The sequence below is a fragment of the Alteromonas sp. G5_S2_22_S1 genome (genome assembly GCF_054968525.1).
Genome location: NZ_JBQKUJ010000017.1, coordinates 31,361 through 49,172, shown reverse-complemented (window position 1 = coordinate 49,172; position 17,812 = coordinate 31,361). Strand labels below are relative to the sequence as shown.

Annotated in this window: 15 protein-coding genes and 1 other RNA gene; 8 read left to right on the top strand and 8 right to left on the bottom strand. The window is 45.2% G+C overall.

What is annotated here, in order from left to right:
* Positions 1-412 precede the first annotated feature (412 nt).
* The 7 genes from ssrS (at position 413) to serA (ending at position 7,109) form a co-directional block, all read left to right on the top strand.
* Positions 413-595: non-coding RNA, 6S RNA (gene ssrS, locus ACTRWF_RS16050), on the top strand.
* 21 nt (positions 596-616) lie between these two features.
* Positions 617-1,513: a PfkB family carbohydrate kinase gene (locus tag ACTRWF_RS16045; RefSeq protein WP_462835859.1), complete on the top strand. Its 897-nt coding sequence runs from the start codon at positions 617-619 to the stop codon at positions 1,511-1,513.
* A 23-nt stretch (positions 1,514-1,536) separates the two neighbouring features.
* Complete coding sequence (locus ACTRWF_RS16040; RefSeq protein WP_462835858.1) at positions 1,537-2,478, top strand: nucleoside hydrolase; 942 nt, start codon at positions 1,537-1,539, stop codon at positions 2,476-2,478.
* Positions 2,479-2,539: 61 nt separating this feature from the next.
* Entirely contained in the window at positions 2,540-4,168 is a 1,629-nt protein-coding gene (locus ACTRWF_RS16035) for an ATP-binding protein (RefSeq protein ID WP_462835857.1), read from the top strand.
* A 33-nt stretch (positions 4,169-4,201) separates the two neighbouring features.
* On the top strand, positions 4,202-4,891 hold the full coding sequence (locus tag ACTRWF_RS16030) for a 5-formyltetrahydrofolate cyclo-ligase (RefSeq protein WP_287148940.1): 690 nt from the start codon (positions 4,202-4,204) through the stop codon (positions 4,889-4,891).
* Between the two features lie 86 nt (positions 4,892-4,977).
* On the top strand, positions 4,978-5,634 hold the full coding sequence (gene rpiA / locus ACTRWF_RS16025; protein ID WP_333969684.1) for a ribose-5-phosphate isomerase RpiA: 657 nt from the start codon (positions 4,978-4,980) through the stop codon (positions 5,632-5,634).
* A gap of 245 nt (positions 5,635-5,879) precedes the next feature.
* Positions 5,880-7,109 (top strand): phosphoglycerate dehydrogenase, encoded by a 1,230-nt coding sequence (gene serA, locus ACTRWF_RS16020; RefSeq protein ID WP_015067797.1) that lies wholly within the window; start codon positions 5,880-5,882, stop codon positions 7,107-7,109.
* Positions 7,110-7,254: 145 nt separating this feature from the next.
* Here serA and ACTRWF_RS16015 read toward each other — a convergent pair whose 3' ends face one another.
* The 7 genes from ACTRWF_RS16015 to ACTRWF_RS15985 form a co-directional block, all read right to left on the bottom strand.
* The gene (locus tag ACTRWF_RS16015; protein ID WP_012519410.1) at positions 7,255-8,001 is read right to left on the bottom strand and encodes a DUF481 domain-containing protein; all 747 of its coding nucleotides are present in this window, start codon (positions 7,999-8,001) and stop codon (positions 7,255-7,257) included.
* Between the two features lie 214 nt (positions 8,002-8,215).
* On the bottom strand, positions 8,216-9,019 hold the full coding sequence (locus tag ACTRWF_RS16010; RefSeq protein ID WP_462835856.1) for a DUF481 domain-containing protein: 804 nt from the start codon (positions 9,017-9,019) through the stop codon (positions 8,216-8,218).
* 135 nt (positions 9,020-9,154) lie between these two features.
* Positions 9,155-9,979, bottom strand: a complete 825-nt coding sequence (locus ACTRWF_RS16005) for an HDOD domain-containing protein (protein ID WP_462835855.1) — start codon at positions 9,977-9,979, stop codon at positions 9,155-9,157.
* A gap of 20 nt (positions 9,980-9,999) precedes the next feature.
* Entirely contained in the window at positions 10,000-10,296 is a 297-nt protein-coding gene (locus ACTRWF_RS16000) for a DUF1289 domain-containing protein (protein WP_012519413.1), read from the bottom strand.
* A gap of 203 nt (positions 10,297-10,499) precedes the next feature.
* Positions 10,500-11,210, bottom strand: coding sequence for an SIMPL domain-containing protein (locus tag ACTRWF_RS15995; protein ID WP_462835854.1), 711 nt, complete (start codon positions 11,208-11,210; stop codon positions 10,500-10,502).
* Between the two features lie 177 nt (positions 11,211-11,387).
* Complete coding sequence (locus ACTRWF_RS15990) at positions 11,388-14,510, bottom strand: multidrug efflux RND transporter permease subunit (RefSeq protein WP_462835853.1); 3,123 nt, start codon at positions 14,508-14,510, stop codon at positions 11,388-11,390.
* Positions 14,510-15,796 carry an efflux RND transporter periplasmic adaptor subunit gene (locus tag ACTRWF_RS15985; protein WP_462835852.1) on the bottom strand — a complete coding sequence of 429 codons (1,287 nt, stop codon included), beginning with the start codon at positions 15,794-15,796 and terminating at the stop codon, positions 14,510-14,512. Before ACTRWF_RS15985 ends, ACTRWF_RS15990 begins: the two co-directional genes overlap by 1 nt.
* Before the next feature lie 436 nt (positions 15,797-16,232).
* On the opposite strand from ACTRWF_RS15985, the gene ACTRWF_RS15980 reads away from it, so the two are divergent.
* Positions 16,233-17,303 carry a LysR substrate-binding domain-containing protein gene (locus ACTRWF_RS15980; protein ID WP_462835851.1) on the top strand — a complete coding sequence of 357 codons (1,071 nt, stop codon included), beginning with the start codon at positions 16,233-16,235 and terminating at the stop codon, positions 17,301-17,303.
* On the opposite strand, the gene ACTRWF_RS15975 is transcribed toward ACTRWF_RS15980, so the two are convergent.
* Positions 17,300-17,737 (bottom strand): hypothetical protein, encoded by a 438-nt coding sequence (locus ACTRWF_RS15975; protein WP_232367898.1) that lies wholly within the window; start codon positions 17,735-17,737, stop codon positions 17,300-17,302. The two genes, ACTRWF_RS15980 and ACTRWF_RS15975, sit on opposite strands and share 4 nt — an antisense overlap.
* Positions 17,738-17,812: the final 75 nt, after the last annotated feature.

Genomic DNA, 17,812 nt, shown 5'->3' with positions numbered 1-17,812 from the left:
AATGTACAAAGCCCACATTTGCCCCAAGCAATATACGAACTTTAACACCGCTCGGCACTTCGTGTTCACACTTCGCTCAATTGGGCTTGTAGGTTGCATACTCACTGTCCAATCAGTATGTAATTGGCAAAATTATCTTTACTATGGGTAGTAACACAGCGTGAATTCATCTAAGATCGTTGGTGTTGGATACGGAATTCCTCTCGCAACAGTCTTGTAAGTATTTAATAGCTGTTTTGTTATTATTGAGCTTATCTTATATGCGTGTATAATTGCTGACCAATTGGTCAAGAAAATGTTAATTTTTAACGACTTTTATATTCACCACGCAAAATAGTTATAAAGCGCATTAAGTGATCCCCTTCACTGGATCTCGCGTTTGTTATACCCTGTTGCGTTAATACAACAACAATGTTTCCTGGGATGTTTGCTAGTTCATTCATGTCCCTGGCCGATGCTTTAAACCTAGGAAGTTGAAACAGCTGCTATTGTGCAAGCTCGACGCGTATCGAGAAGCCTACGGCAATTGTGATTCTTCCGCCCTGAACTTTTCGGTTCACGGGCGAAACATGGACAGCGGCATTCTGGGAAGCGCCCTCTTTCGACGGAAGAAGAAATGGCAATAATAAATTTTGGCTCTATCAATATCGACCACGTTTATCAGGTAGATCACTTTGTGCAACCTGGTGAAACGCTAGCCTCAACCCATTACCAAACGTTATTAGGTGGTAAGGGCGCAAACCAATCTATCGCTTTAGCGCAAGCTGGTGCAGACGTAAGACACGTCGGCAGCATTCACGAAAACGACGCCTCATTTAAACAAGCTCTTATTAAGAAGGGTGTTGATTGTCGTGGCGTAAAGTGCTCAGAAGTTCCTTCAGGTCACGCGATTATCCAAGTCACGCCTAGCGGTGAAAACGCCATTGTATTATTTGGTGGTGCTAACCAAACCATTACCGCAAAAACCGTAATGCAAGCGTTAGACGATACGCGTCCTTCAGATTGGGTACTAACCCAAAATGAAACAAGCAGCATTGAAGAAGTACTTCGCCAAGCGAAAGAAAAGCAGCTTAAAGTAGCCTTTAACCCAGCGCCTATGAGCGAGTCGGTTAAACAGCTTCCGTTAGACTGTGTAGATTTACTTATTGTAAATGAAACCGAAGCTGCTGCGATTACCGGTAAAGAAGAACTTGAAGATATTGTGACAGTGTTCAAAGAGCAGTGGTCACACAGCGAAGTTATTATTACACTGGGTAAAGCGGGTGTAATGATGCTGCGCAAAAACGATGTTGTAGAAGTAAAAGCATTCTCTGTAGACGCGGTAGATACCACCGCAGCAGGCGACACCTTTATCGGTTACTTTTTGTCTGCCTACAGCAGCCACACCGATGCTAAGCAAGCACTCCGTAGAGGGTGTGCCGCGTCGGCAATTGCAGTAACCCGTGAGGGCGCAGCGCAAAGTATTCCATCACAAAAAGAAGTGGATCGTTTCTTAGCGAAACACGCCAACTAGCAAGACGCATTTGAGACAACTTGATGACACATAAAATCATATTAGATACAGACCCGGGTATTGATGATGCAATGGCGATATTTTTCGCTTTCCAATCTCCAGACATTGAAGTACTTGGTTTAACCACAGTTTACGGAAACGTACCGGTAACGATGGCCGCACAAAATGCGCTTACGCTTTGTGAAATTGCGGGTAAAGATATTCCTGTAACGAAAGGGGTTGGTATGCCTTGGGTTGGTCCTGAGTCAACGTACGCCCACTTTGTCCACGGTGAGCACGGCTTCGGTCACATTAAGCCTGAAGCCCCTAAAACTGAACTCGACCCGCGCAGCTCTGCGCAGTTCATTGTAGATATGGCGCGTAAATACCCTGGCGAGATAACCATTGTTGCTATCGGCCCGCTAGGCAACTTGGCCCTAGCCCTTCGCCTTGAACCAGACCTACCTAAATTGGTTAAAGGTGTTAGCATTATGGGAGGCGCAGCGTTTGTACCTGGTAATGTTACGCCAGTAGCTGAAGCAAACATTTGGAACGATGCGCACGCCGCTGAAATTGTGTTCGCGGCAGAGTGGGAGCTTACCATGTTTGGTTTGGACGTGACGAACTTCACGCCATTCTCTCCGGCTTTTGTTGAAAAACTAGAAGAGAAGAACAATACCCTTGGTGGTTTTGTGAAAGAAAGCGCACAGTTCTATATGGACTTCTACTCGCAAAACCGCGAAGACCGCGTGTGCTTTTTCCACGATGCATTCCCTATTGCTCACCTTCGTCACCCAGAGCTATTTGCACTGACCGAAGGTCACGTTCGCGTTGGTACTGGCACGCTAGACAGAGGCCAAACGGTGGTTGCCCCTATGGGTACTACACCTAGCCCGCTTTGGAATGAAGCAAATACGATTAAGGTAGCAACTAAAGTTGACCACAAAAAGCTGGAACAACTATTCGTAGACACCTACGCTCTATGATATGTTTAAGGGATTGTTAATATACAATCCCTTTTTAATTTCAGCGCAGGTTTTTTAGAATATGGAAGCGGCTCCTCTCCCAGATAATGAAGATGAACGTCTTGCTGAATTATTGAGCTACGATGTTCTCGACACCGAAGCTGAACAATTATTTGACGACCTAACCACACTAGCTTCCCAAATATGCGATACCCCTATTGCGCTTATTAGCCTTATCGACCCTGATAGACAGTGGTTTAAATCGCGAGTGGGATTAGACGCAGAAGAAACCTCTCGAGAAATTGCCTTTTGCTCTCACGCCATACTACAAGATGACGTGTTCGAGATACCCAACGCATCACTAGACCCTCGATTTCACGACAACCCGTTGGTTACCGGCGCTCCGGATATCCGCTTTTACGCCGGAGCACCGCTTGTCTCTCCTTCAGGCCATGCAATTGGTACGCTTTGCACCATTGATCGCAAGCCCCGTAAACTCACAGAGAGCCAAAAAACGTCGTTACAAACGCTGAGTAAATCAGTAGTGGCACACTTAGAGCTAAAGCGTAAAAACAGAGAACTAGAGCGCACCAGTCAGTTTAGATCCGACTTTTTGTCTTATGTGAGCCATGAGATAAGAACGCCACTAAACGCTATCAACACGTTCAGTCGGCTACTTGAAGGGGAAGCGCAAAAGCTTAAGTTACCCGAATCTTTTACTACTCCTTTGTCACATGTGACGCAAAGCGGTGAAAGACTATTAGAGATAGTAAATTCTGTTTTAGATATCAAACAAATTGAAGCAGGAAAAATGCGTGTCATGCCTCGCGCGGTAAGTACACACGACTTTTTTACCCACTTATTTTCACTTACCAAGATTCGCGCTGAAGATGGCGGCATTATATTTACGTCCACCATTGATAGCAGTGTTCCCGATACACTGTTTTTCGACGACACTAAGTTTGGGCAAGTTTCACTTAACCTATTATCTAATGCGATAAAATTCACCAACCCAGGTAAGTCGGTTAACGCCCAGGTAAAATACAAAAATGATAAGTTAATATTCAATGTTATCGATCAAGGCATTGGTATCAGTGAAGAAGATCAAAAACGGCTTTTCACTCCTTTCGAGAGAATGGAAAACGCCCATCAAATTAGCGGGACAGGCCTGGGATTAAATATATCAAAACGCCTTATTGAGTTAATGGACGGCACGATTAAAGTGAGCAGTAAGGTGAACGAAGGGACTCGCATTAGCGTGACCTTGCCCTCCGATGTCCTAACTGCAAATGAGTTTGCCAATGCACAGCCACAAAGCTTTGTTGCGCAAATAAATATAGATAAGTCTGCCAAGGTTTTAGTTGTTGAGGACCATTACATTAACCAAGTCGTTATCCAAACATTGTTCGAGAAATTAGGGGTAGCTCACGCTATTGTCAGCACAGGCGAAGAAGGCGTAAAGTATGTTAACGCTAACCCTGTAGACCTTGTGTTAATGGATTTAAACCTGCCAGGCATTCAGGGGGACGAGGCCACCGCTCAGATAAAAAGCATAAACCCCGAACTGCCAGTGATTGCGGTAACCGCCGATGCCATCACTAAGCCAGCGTCTTTATACGAAAAAGGGCTTGATGATGTACTTACAAAGCCTGTCGACAGTAATGAGTTAGTACGAGTACTCAACCAATTTTTGGCGGTAAAAAGGAATTAGAATGATAATGTTAAGTGTGTGAGTAATCGACCCATGCCCGCATCAACAATTTCAGCTAGTCAGCGCGTTAAAAACAGTAATACGCTGCCCGAAGCGAAAGCCAACGCCCGTACAACATTGAGAAAACAACTTCGAGAAGCCCGCCGTGCGTTAGGCCCACAACAACAGCGTGATGCCGCGCAAGGCGTAGTTAAACAACTCTGTTCGCTGAATTTTTTAATAGAGGCTAATACCATCGCGGGCTACCTAGTTAACGACGGAGAGGTTGATTTAAAAGACTATATCGAGATGCAATGGCAAGCCCCTCAAGCAAAACAGTTCGCGCTGCCAGTGTTACACCCAATATGTAAAGGTCACCTGCTCTTTCTATCCTATACTCAACATACAGCGTTAGTTAAAAACAAATACAATATTGAAGAGCCGGCCTTAGTTTGCCCTAGCGTTATTCCTACGTCGCAATGCGATGTTATCCTTATGCCCTTGGTTGGCTTTGATACTAACGGCAATCGCCTGGGTATGGGAGGCGGCTATTACGACCGCACCCTAGCCTTTACCCAGCGCAACGTTTATCCACAAAAAAATATAAGCAGCAACAAACCTAAGCTTGTTGGTATTGCACACGACATGCAAGAAGTCGAGGCGTTGCCTGTAGCCTCGTGGGATGTTCCCCTTGATGCTATTGTTACTCCCACACGCACGCTAATTTTCAATACCGCTGAATAGTCGATATAACAAATTGTGACTATGAACTTGTGGGTTCATATAGGCATATAAGTTACACTGCCAACAAAATAAGTCGGAGAATGACCATGGATCAGAACGCAAAGAAACAAGCCGTAGCCAAAGCAGCTATCGACTACGTTGAATCAGACAGTATTGTCGGTGTGGGTACGGGTTCTACCGTGAATTTCTTTATTGAAGAACTCGGTAAAATTAAACACAAAATTGAAGGGGCAGTATCAAGCTCAGAAGCATCAACAGCGCGTTTAAAAGCTTTGGGCATTGAAGTATTTGAGCTAAACGAAGTAAGCAACCTTTCCGTTTATATCGACGGTGCCGATGAAGTTACCGAACACAAGCATATGATAAAGGGTGGCGGTGCCGCACTTACTCGTGAAAAGATTGTTGCAGGAGCAGCCACTACGTTTGTTTGTATTGTAGATGAAAGCAAACGGGTGCCAGTACTGGGCGCATTCCCCCTCCCTGTTGAAGTGATACCTATGGCCCGTTCTTTCGTAGCCCGTGAACTGGTTAAGCTTGGCGGCGACCCAGAGTACCGTCAGGGAGTGATCACCGACAATGGCAACGTTATCTTGGATGTTCATAACCTTGAGATACTTAATCCACGGGAACTAGAACAAAAGATAAATAATATTCCAGGCGTAGTGACTAACGGCATTTTCGCTCTGCGCGGTGCCGATATAGTGCTAAGTGCAACAGAAAACGGTGTTGAGACCTTTAAGTAAAAACGTAAAAACTACCAATGGCTTTCGCCGCCAGCGTTATCATTTTGTTAGTTAACGTAAACGATAAACTGAAGCGGCGAAAAGCTATACAAAAACTACTTTCAACTTAATGCGTTTTCTGTTAATTTCCGTTTAGACGTCTAGATGTCTTTATAGCATATCGACAGTGACCACTCCCTGGCATATTCAGACCTGCTGGGGTTATTCAAGCGAAATAAATTACATCAGTGAGAGATAGCGAGTTCATGAGCAAAGTTTCATTAGAGAAGGATAAAATCCGCATTTTATTGTTAGAAGGTGTTCACCAAAGCGCTTTGGAAACGCTAAAAAGCAATGGGTATAGCAACATTGAATTTCTTAAAACCTCTCTTCCTGAAGATGAGTTGATTGAAAAGATTAAAGACGCCCACTTTGTAGGTATTCGCTCGCGTACTCAAATTACAGAGAAAGTGGTTGATGCTGCACAGAAGCTTGTAGCAATCGGCTGTTTCTGTATTGGAACAAACCAAGTTGATTTAGAAGCGACCCAGCGTCGCGGCATTCCCGTGTTTAATGCGCCTTTTTCAAACACACGCTCGGTCGCTGAGTTAGTCCTTGGTCAAATTATCCTTCTTCTTCGTCAAGTGCCTAGCAAAAATGCCAAAGCGCACCGCGGCGAATGGGAAAAAACAGCCGTAGGCTCGTATGAAGCTCGCGGTAAAACACTCGGTATCATTGGCTATGGGCACATCGGTACCCAGCTGAGTATTCTTGCTGAACACCTTGGTATGCGTGTTCAGTTCTTTGATATTGAAGATAAGCTTGTGCTCGGTAACTCTACACAGGTGAAATCGTTAGAAAAGCTTCTAAATACCTCAGACGTTGTTTCGCTTCACGTACCTGAAACACCTCAAACTCAAGACATGATTGGCGAGAAAGAGCTGTCTCAAATGAAAAAAGGCAGCATTCTTATCAATGCTTCTCGCGGGACCGTGGTTGATATTGATGCACTGGCTAGCGCCCTTGAAAGCGGCCACCTTAACGGCGCTGCCATCGACGTATTCCCAGTTGAGCCTAAGTCGAACACTGAAGAGTTTGCGTCTCCGCTTCGTGCGTTTGACAACGTTATTCTTACTCCGCATGTAGGGGGAAGTACGCAAGAAGCACAGGAAAATATTGGTATTGAAGTGGCTGGCAAACTTGCCAAATATAGCGACAATGGTTCAACCTTGTCTGCAGTAAACTTCCCTGAAGTATCGCTTCCTGAGCATACGAACCGTTCACGCCTGCTTCACGTGCACAAAAACCAGCCAGGTATTCTTACGCAAATTAACCAGGCGTTTGCAGAGAAAGGCATTAATATTGAAGCCCAGTACCTTCAAACTAACGCAGAAATTGGTTACGTGGTTGTAGATGTGAAAGAAGACCGCGGTTATGAAGCCCTTGCTGAACTTCAGCAAATTGACGGCACAATAAAAACCCGTATTTTACACTAATACCGCTTTATCGACGTTAAGCCCCCTTTTTTGAAAATTGGGGCTTAAATAAAAAAACGCTGCATATAATGCAGCGTTTTTTTTAGATTAACACACAGGCCTAATGCCTAACTTACCGCGGGGGTAGTTGCGTGTATATCTTAGCTTAGAAGAAATTGTAAACTAGGCTAACAGCGGTCTCTGTATCTAGCTTCTCAACATCGTCTTCAACATTGGTGTTGTGATCAAGTTTGAATGATAGACGCATTGATAGGTTACCGCTAATAGTTGCAGTAAGGGCCGATTCAGCACGAGACTTAGTGTTATCAGAACCGACTTCCGTACTCACGGTTTGGGTGAACTTAGCGGTATCAGAGATTTTCCAAGAATAGGCCGATGACGCACGAACAATCACGCTATCTAGGTTTTCCCCATCTTGCGTTTCAATGAACGAGTAACCAGGACCAATTGAGTATTCAAGCGTATGACGCTTATTCTCTAGCACCTTTTGGTTCCAACCTGCAGCCACAGTCGCTTGATAGTTAAAGTTACTGAAGCGGTCGTCTTCGTAAGATGCGAAGCCGAATAGACGGTTATCTGGATTAGCTAGTTTATAGTTACCCTGTGCTGAACCGAAGAACTTCTGCGCTGAAGTAAATTCAATGTCTTCGCCGTCATCACCTTCCACGGTCTCTTGCTTATAAAGACCTTTAAGAACGTAGTCGTTGCTCCACTTTTCAAGTTCCTGGTGCGCTTGAATACCTGCGCTGATTGACGTGGTTTCAGTATTACCTGATGTTGAAATGAAACCTAGCTCACCTTCCATTGTAAAAGGTTTTACTTCATCGTCTTGCGCGAATACGGCAGGAGAAAGAGAAATGGCAACTAAAGATGCAAGCACTTGCTTTTTCATTGAACAATCCTATTGATTAACGGTCCATCAGTTGTACACGAGACCTTTGGTACTGCTAGGCGGTACAACGCGAGTTTTTGAAGAAATTGGTTTAACGGCGTCGCACTGGGCAACCACCACTAATATTGTGGTGCGCAGTGTACATTTTCAGCCTAGACAGTCAATGCGAACCCGTTAAAAAGGCCACATTATCCTATGAATTTACACTAATTGACTAAAAAAACTGGTACACCAAAGCAACTGATGTTTCTGTACTCAACGCTGCCACATCTTCTGGTGTATCTGTCTCGTGACTTAAAATAAATGACAGCTTCATAGCCAAAGAGCCGAAGACGTTAGCTGACAACGAGGTTTCAGAGCGAGATTTCGTATTTTCCTCGCCCGCTTCGGCACTGACAAACTGCCTTAGCTTTGCGCCTGAACTCCAGTGGTATTTATATTCTGCTGAAGCCCGTACAATAATGCCGTCATTCACAACACCATCGTTGTCCTCTTCAGCCTCGATAAAGGTATACCCCGGCCCAACACTATAACGAAACTCACTGTCTTCGTTACGCCAAACTCGCTGAGACCAACCTGCGGCTAACGAGGCGCGATGCTCATAGCCAGTAAACTTGTCATCCTCATAATCGCCGTACATGAAAAGGCGGCGGCCAGGCGTGAGTAATTTATAATCGAATTGAGCGCTGGTGTAAAAGCGTTGTGCGCTAATATCGCGCTCGGTGGTTGCACTACCACTCTCTTTATAAAGCAGTTCCGCTAGATAAATACTGCTCCAGTTTTCAGTCTCGTGATCAGCGTTTACCGCAGCTTTAACACTGGCCGCTGACGTATTCCCCGTATTAACCAGCACGCCAAGTTCGCCGTCTAGCGTAAAGCGGGGAATTTCATCGTCAGTGTCTGGAGTAAAGTCTGCGTGATAAAGTGTCTCAATGAGATCTCTTGCGTCTGCTGAAGCACAAACGCTTAAGCATAGAACACCTACGACAAGGCTTGGCCGGAAGATTTTTGTGAGCATAATCTGACTTACGTTTAGCTTTTATAATTTTTAGATTACGTCTTAGTACGACGCTAGTTAAACCAATCCTCTGGAAGAGCTCTGCAACGTTCTTGCTATATGCCGGTAAAGTAACGGAGTTGTTCTACTTAAAGCTCAGTGAATAAGCGCAACAATTTTCGCTGTTTCTTGCTCAGCGTATTCAATTGAATTACTTACCACTTCCATGTCGAGACTTACTTTATTGGCTATCTCTGGAGTAAAAAGTTCAATATTAGCGTAACTTTCTTTCTCAAGCTGGCTTAGGGTAATACGACTTGCCAACGCGAGAACACATATATCAACATCAGAAGCATATTTAGCTTCGTCGTTCATGAACGATACCGGATAGTACAACCCAATAGGTAAGTGCCAATTCTCGAGTATGATACCGCTGCAATGAGCAAACGTAAAACCGAAATGCGCTAACTGGTTAACATGTGGCAGTACATCTTTTTCCGCTTTTTGATAGCTCTGATATCGCTGAGGCTCTTTATTTGCAACCAGTAGCTCGCTGAGGTTTTGAAGGATACCCATGACGAAAAAGCGTTCGGCTCCCCGAACATTTAGCCGCATTGCAAGGCTTTTCGCTACCATGCCGCAATAGACAGAGGCGTACCAGTGCTTGTCTAGCTCGATAAGATCAGAAGTAAAGTGCTTGAAAGCGGTTGTGGCTGTCTCAGCGACAACCAGGTTATAAAGGGCTTCACCGCCAATCACATTAATCGCCTTGGCCACTGTCTCAATTTGGGATGGGAAGCGAAATAGCGAACTGTTCGCTAAACGTAAAACTTTAGCTGTAAGGGAGGGGTCGGCCCTGATAAGCTGCCCAATGTCTTCAGCACTAGAATGCGGATCGTCCAATGTTGAGCGTAAACGTACACACATGTCGGGCAACGTAAAAGATTTTGCGGCAAACGCAACGTACTTATCTAACGACATCTAATAAATCTCTGTCTCTTTTAATTTTTATCGTCTTCTGGCGGTTCGCCAAATAACGTAAACTGTTCGTTCAGTGCTGTATTTTCTTGTAATTCAGCCTTACGCTTTTTGGCCAGCACTGCTTTTTTGCGCCGTACACACGCGCTTATTATCTTGCGTTTGGTTGCGTCATCAACTTTCAGCCAATAAAGGCGTTCATCACGGCTTCGAAAACAACCTTTACAGTAACCTCGGGGGCCGGACTCACATACACCAATACACGGGCTTGGAATGTCGAAAAATTCCAACTGTTGCGAGTGCGGCTTTTGGTCCGTCATTTCAGGCTCTCTATCCCAGGTGAATGTGCTGTGCCCGTTACTTCTGAAATCGTACTACTTCAAATTAAAACGTATTCGAAGACATCTAGCCAGTAGACATTAGCAGTAAATCATATAAACAACACTAAACCGAAATGGCTAAATGCGCAGGCAAGAACACCAGCGCATGCCATGTAAATGCCCTAAAGATCATATCATGATTATCAATCTATAAGGGTGTATTGGATGGTAGACACCACGCGAACCTTTTTGATGTGAGGATGATGACTATCGCGACTTGAGATACTGAACTGCCCTTGGTTAGCACGCTTAATTTTACCTAAGGTACTTTTAGAGTCTTTCGCAAATTTTTCTGCGACTTCACGGGCATTTAACGTCGCCTCTTCTATCATAGTGGGTTTAACGTCATTTAATCGAGTAAATACGTAGTCTGGCTGCGCGCGATAGCTTTGCTCTGATAGCACAATGCCAGTCTTGATAAGCTCCCCAATTTGCTGCATCAGCTCGCGTACCTTTTCCACCTCATCAGAGAAAACAGTAACGGTTTGAATGGCGCTATAGCGAAATGGCGCCTTTTCACTGCTTCCATACTGCTGGGCTAGTTTATCGTTAATTTCAGGTTTACCAATGGTGATGCTTTCTGCGGGAATCCCTTTATCTTCTAGAAAGCTAGCTACCTTTATACTGTTTTTCTCGATATGCTCATAAAGCTGAGGTAAGTCGTTACCGGCATCGACGAACTGAATAGGCCAAATGACTTGGTCAGCGATGTACTCTCGCTCTGATAGCCCTTTCACCGTGACTACCCTGTTCCACGTTTGCATATCGTTCATGGCAGAAGACACCTGAACACCAAGTAAAGACACAGCAACCACCATGCCCATCGCCATTACTATTGCTGCACCTATTTTCATTCTAAACTCCGCTTTGTTTACTGTGCTTTCCACTCAACTTACAGGGTATAAGCGAATATAAGCTTTTCAGTTTCACAAAACGAGATAAAAGCTGATCAATGGTGGCAAAAAAAAGGCCACTCAAATGAGTGGCCTAAAGAGCCCCTTAAGAGGGCAACGCTTGGGTAGACGGGAGAGTTAACCTTTGCGCTTTAGCAAATAGTAAAATACAGGGGTAAGGATTAAGCCAAAGAAGGTTACGCCTATCATGCCTGAGAATACGGCAACCCCCATCGCCTGGCGCATCTCAGCACCAGCGCCGGTAGAAATAACCATAGGTAAAACCCCCATAATGAACGCAATTGATGTCATTAAGATTGGACGTAAACGCAAGCGGCTCGCTTCTTTAATGGCAGAAAGCGCATCCATACCACTGTCTTGAAGCTCTTTGGCAAACTCGACAATAAGAATGGCGTTCTTCGTTGCAAGGCCAACCAGTACAATCAAACCTATTTGGGTAAAAATATTGTTGTCGCCGCCATAAACTTGCACACCAATAAGCGCGCTCAGCAAGGTCATGGGAACAATCAATATGATTGCCAGTGGCAAACGCAGGCTTTCGTATTGCGCAGCCAGTACTAAGAACACTAAAAGCACAACTAATGGGAATACAAACGCTGATGCATTACCCGCTAATATTTGCTGATAAGTTAACTCGGTCCATTCGTAGGTCATTCCCAGTGGCAAGGTGTCCGCTAAAATTTCTTCTATCGCCGCTTTTGCTTGGTCAGACGAATAGCCAGGCGCTGGGGCACCGTTTATTTCAGCGGTGACATAGCCGTTGTAATGCATAACGCGGTCAGGCCCTGCGCTATGTTGAACGTCTAAGAAAGAACCCAGCGGGATCATCTCTCCTTGGCTGTTTCTAATCTTAAACTGAGTAATATCCCCTATTTCTTGGCGATATTGGGCATCGGCCTGCACATTGACTTGGTATGTTCTGCCAAACAGGTTGAAATCATTGACATACAGCGAGCCTAAATATGCTTGAAGGGTGGTAAATAAGGTATCAATGTTCACCCCCTGACTTACCGCTTTTTCGCGGTCCACATCTACATCAAGCTGGGGGACGGCAACGGTAAAGCTGGTGAATGAACCGGTTAGAGCAGGATGTGCCCACGCTTTGCCAATCACCTCTTGGGTAACACGCTCAAGCGCTTCAAAACCCAAATTCCCTCTGTCTTCTACCTGTAAACGGAAGCCACCAATGGTACCTAGCCCCATTACTGGCGGAGGTGGAAAGATAGCCACATACGCGCCTTTAATAGAAGCAAATTGCTGATTAAGTTTTGCGGCAATCGCGCCCGCCGACAGTTCGGGGGATTGACGTTCATCAAAAGGTTTAAGCGGGGTAAACAAAATACCTGAGCTTGGACTATTAGTGAAACCGTTAATGTTAAGCCCCGGGAAAGCCACTGCGTCAGATACACCAGGGTGCTCCATGGCAATGCGTGACATTTCGCGAATAACCTCTTCAGTTCTATCCAAGCTTGCCGCATTAGGTAACTGCGCAAATGCTACCAAATATTGCTTATCCTGGCCGGGCACGTAGCCGGTAGGCGTAGTTGCAAACTGGTTGTACGTAAGCGCAATAAGCCCCGCATATAACACCACCACAATACCACTCTTACGAATTAACCCACCCACAGCGCCGGTGTATTTTTTTGAGCCTCGCTCGAATACGCGGTTAAAAGGGGTAAACACGAAACGGCCAAACACTTTGTCCATACCGCGGGTTAGCCAGTCGTTAGCTTTACCATGAGGCTTTAGCAATAGCGCAGACAGTGCAGGGCTAAGAGTCAGCGAGTTAATCGCCGATATAACTGTAGATATAGTGATAGTAAGTGCAAACTGTTTATAGAACTGCCCGGTAAGACCACTCATAAAGGCTGTAGGAATGAAAACAGCGGCTAAGACTAGCGTTGTGGCTATAATGGGCCCAGTCACTTCTTTCATTGCCTGAACGGTTGCATCAAAGGGCGACTTACCTTCTGCAATGTTGCGCTCTACGTTTTCCACTACCACAATGGCATCATCTACCACGATACCAATTGCCAGCACCAAACCGAACAATGACAACGCATTAAGAGAGAACCCCATTAGCTGCATAAAAGCAAAGGTACCTACCAATGATATAGGCACGGCAACCAAGGGAATGATAGACGCACGCCATGTTTGAAGAAACAGCACAACTACCAATACAACAAGTAATACAGCTTCAAACAAGGTATCTACCACAGCCTCGATAGAGCCCCTTACAAATACCGTGGGGTCGTAGACAATGTCGTATTCCAAACCATCAGGAAACATTTGTGACAGTTCAGCCATGCGCGCTCGCACATCATCTGATATCTGGATAGCGTTAGAGCCGGGTGCCTGGAAAATAGGAATAGCGGCTGCCGGGTTATTATTTAACAGCGAACGCAAGGCGTAGTTATCTGCACCTAGTTCAATGCGTGCAATGTCTTTTAAGCGTGTAATTTCGCCGTTTTCGCCCGACTTAACAATGATATTTTCAAATTCGGCTTCATCTTTTAAACGACCTCGAACGTTAATTAACAGCTGAAATTCGCTTGAGCCTGTTGGCTGTGCGCCTAAGCTACCTGCCGCCGCCTGCTGGTTTTGGTCTGCAATAGCAGTTGCCACGTCACCCGGATTTAGCTGAAGGGCCGCTAGCTTGTTAGGGTCTAGCCATACACGCATGCTGAATTCACCCGCACCGAATAAACGTACCTGCCCTACCCCATTAATGCGCGCTAGCTCATCTTTAACAAACTGGTCGGCATAGTTAGACAGGTATAACATGTCGTAACGGTTATCAGGCGAGGTTAAATGCACCACCATGGTTAAATCTGGCGATGACTTTTCGGTAACAACCCCTAAACGCTGTACTTCCTGTGGCAAGCGCGGTGTAGCGCGATTAACGCGGTTCTGTACCAGCGTTGTTGCATCATCTGGATCTGTCCCAATGGCGAAAGTGATGGTTAAGGTCATGCGGCCATCGCTGGTTGCCTGCGACGACATATACAGCATGTCTTCAACACCATTAATTTCTTGCTCTAATGGTGTGGCGACGGTTTCAGCAATAACCTCTGGGTTTGCACCCGGGTAATTTGCGGTGACAACCACGGTAGGCGGCACGACTTCTGGGTACTCGGTAATTGGTAGCTGCCACACGGCAATGGCACCACCAATAAATATGAGTAGGGATAGCACGCCCGCAAAAATGGGGCGGCTAATAAAGAATTGCGAAATATTCATTACTTAAGACCTGCCGTTGCTGTACCTGTGGCAAATGAACCGCCAGATAAAACATCCTCGACCTGCGCCATGTTTTGGGTAACTTGTGATGCGTTGTCAACGCGCTGCTGCCAGCTTGATAAGTTAGCTAATGCATCTTCATCGCCCATTGGCACTTTATTAGCGGCAACCTGTGCACCTGGGCGAACGCGCTGCAAGCCATTAACTACGATAGTGTCGTTGGCATTTAAGCCGCGTGTGATAATGCGCATACTGCCTACTTTATCGCCCAGTTTTACGGCGCGATATTCAACCTTGCTTTCGTCGTTAACCACTAATACATACTTATTGTTAAGGTCTGTACCAATGGCTTTTTCTTTTATAAGAATGCCCTGTCCATCGGTATCACCTGCAAGTTTAAGGTGTGCAAATAGGCCAGGAATTAAACGGCCATCTTCGTTGTTAAATACTGCGCGAACGCGCAACGTACCCGTGCTGCCGTTTACTTGGTTATCAATGAAGTCTATTTGGCCCCAGTGCTGATAATCCGATTCATTCGCAAGGCGCATAGCTACGGGTTGATCGCTAACGGCAGTTGATGCTTTTTTATTGCCGTTTGAATTGTCACTCAAATAATTTAAGTAAGTCTGCTCATCAATATCGAAGTACGCGTATAGGCGATCGGTAGAAACAATACGAGTAAGTTCTGTTTGACCTGCAGTAACAAAGTTACCTTCCGTGATATTGGCGCGAGATATACGACCTGAAATAGGCGCTTCAACACGCGCAAAACCGCGATTTAGTCGCGCTACTTCAAGGGCAGCTTGTGTTTGATTTAAGCTTGCTAACGCTTGATTCTTTTCTGCTAAACGGGCGTCTAGCACTTCTTCAGACACCGCTTGCGTTTTGCGAAGTTTGAACGCGCGATTATAGTTCTGCTCAGCAAGCTGAACACGGCTTTTCGCTTCTTCAAGCTGCGCGGTTAAACGGTCGACTTCCGCTTTAAACGTACGGTTATCAATTAGAAATAAAGTTTGGCCTTGCTCTACGTACTCACCTTCGTCAAATGCAACAAAGTCGATATAGCCCGATACACGTGGGCGCAATGCAACGATATGAGGGGACTCTAAGCGGCCGGTAAAATTATCCCACTCGGTTAAACGCTGGGTGATAACCGTAGCCACATCAACAGGCACACCAGCATTTGCGCCAGCGCTCATCGATTGACCTGGATCCTGCTCGTCACCGCATGCAGCGACTAGCGCAGTTAGGCTTACTATTGCCAATAAACGGGTAAAAATTTTCATTGCAAGATTCTCTAAAAAATTAAACTAAAGTTTGATGCCGCGCATTATGCACACCCCAAAACAATAAAAATAATTATCTTTTAATATGCAACACATCACATGATGTTATATATTGATGCGAACTGAAAAAACGCCTTAAAAGCGTTAATGAAGTGATAAAAAGTTGAAAACCTAGCGTTACAACAAGGTTTCAGGGGCGTAAACTTAAGATGGTATATGTTCGGTTATTTATTAACGTTAGTATTGCGCCAGCTATTAATTTGAATAAAAAAGCGTCTAAATATCAGAGCCTTAAATAACAACAAGTGAATTTTAAGGTACTTAGTAAAAGCATTTTCATGCTGTTTGAAAGCCATGACATAGTACGAGAATTGCTCACAAGCGTTATACTACGTTTAGTTTATATATAATGAGTAAACGATATTTGGAGACGACGATGCGTCCACATGATTTAAATTTATTAATGATTTTTGATGCCATTATGACTGAAGGGGCAATTACCCGTGCAGCAGATAGGCTATCAATGACGCAGCCCGCCGTTTCCAATGCGCTTTCACGTATGCGCACTGCATGGAACGATGAACTATTCGTGAAAGACGGGCGCGGTATTCAACCGACTTCGTTTGCTAAAAATCTGTGGAGCCAAATTCAAGGGCCATTGGGCGAGCTTGAGGTTGCAGTAAACCCCACCGACTTTAACCCAGCAACAGCTAAACGTACCTTTCGTATTGCCGCCACCGACAGCATTGTTTCTATGGTATGGGGCCCGCTGCGTAAAGTTATAGAAAACGAAGCGCCGGGTATCAATATCCACGCTATCCCGAACTATGATATGGAGACGGACAAGATCCTAAAGGACGCCGAAGCCGAACTCACCTTTTCAAAATACCAAGAGCCGGGCTCGGTTATTCGCGCTGAGCACGTGCTTGACCTAAGCTGGGTGGTAGTCATGCGCCCCGACCATCCATTAGCTAAGTCTCAGCTTAGTTTGGAAGACTTTGTGGCGGCCGACCACCTATTAGTTTCAGTAACCGGCGATGTAAGCGGGCCAACTGATCAAGTATTAGCAAATTTAGGCCTTAAGCGCCGTGTTGCTATGTCGGTGAATCAGTTCCACAACGCCACTCCGTTATTAAAAGAGAGTAATCTTATTTGTGTAGCGCCATCACTTGTAATGGAAAAAGAGATATTTTCTGGCGAGCTGGCCGTGTTTGAAACGCCCATTGAAATCGTCAGTTCGCCGCTGTCAGTGATGTGGCATAAACGTCAAGACCAAGACGCCGGCTTACAGTGGCTTCGCGGTTTAGTGGTGAAGTTTATTCGAGAGCGGGTTCAACGCCACGAAATGTTGCTTTCTCAATGCTGTCGCAAGGCGTACTGCGCTGACACGGTGAAGCGTTTTATGGATGAGAGAAACATGGACTGTGAAGGGTTTACGCCAGCACATTTGAGCACGCCGAGTAATGATGAAGAAGCAAAAGCGATAACTGGGAAGGAAACGGCCTAATCTGTTTCTAAAAAGCAGTTTAGTGTGGCTAGCCAGCTAAGGGCTTCGCTTTCACAATCGCAAAAATAACAGGCAATACTTGCGGCTTTATAAACTCGCTCAAATTGACTTTTCACGAGCGCTGGAATGTCTGCATGGGTAGTAACAAAGGCACATGCTTGCATTCCATATTGCTTTCTCATCCGTACCGAATCTATTAACGCGTGCTCGGCGTCAGGGGTTAATATGCCTACGCCTTTAACAGATATTAAAAAACCCCAGGGCTGCCCACCTAAAGGCAAAGCGAGCTTTTTTACATCTTCGTGATAAAGTTGGAATAACGCTTTTGTTACTACGCCTTTGCCGTCTAGGCGAATAATGTTCCCCTGTAGTTCGATGCTGTATTCACCGTGTTTTGACTGTACTTTAATTGGATCTGTGATTTTTTCCGACATCTACCACCGCTTACTATTTACTAGCGTTCTATTTACTAACGTCCTAAATTTTCGTTTGAAATTAGCACGTGAATT